Genomic DNA, 367 nt, shown 5'->3' with positions numbered 1-367 from the left:
GTTCCCATGCCGAACACAGAAGTTAAGCTCCTTAGCGCCGATGGTAGTCGGACTTACGTTCCGCAAGAGTAGGACGTTGCCAGGCAATCCATTGACCACTAGGTCATTTTTTTATGGATTATTCCTTTAGCAAAACCAATTAAATTTACTGTTGACTTTATAAAATAGTGAATGTATAATTAGTTCTTGTGATACAAAATGAACATTGAAAACTAAATGACAATATGTCAACGTTAATTCCAATAAACACAACGTGTTATTGATAACACTTATTTTTACGAGCTAATCAAACGCTTTTTATGGAGAGTTTGATCCTGGCTCAGGATGAACGCTGGCGGCGTGCCTAATACATGCAAGTCGAGCGAAC

2 rRNA genes are annotated in these 367 nt (G+C 38.4%); both read left to right on the top strand.

What is annotated here, in order from left to right:
- Positions 1–85: ribosomal RNA gene (rrf, locus tag CD126_RS11945) — 5S ribosomal RNA — on the top strand; the annotation flags it as partial.
- 211 nt (positions 86–296) lie between these two features.
- A 16S ribosomal RNA gene (locus tag CD126_RS11940) occupies positions 297–367 on the top strand; the annotation flags it as partial.

The sequence above is a fragment of the Staphylococcus pettenkoferi genome, assembly GCF_002902685.1.
Lineage (GTDB): Bacteria > Bacillota > Bacilli > Staphylococcales > Staphylococcaceae > Staphylococcus > Staphylococcus pettenkoferi.
Note: the sequence above shows the minus strand (reverse complement) of the source record. Positions and strands in the feature narration are given on the sequence as shown.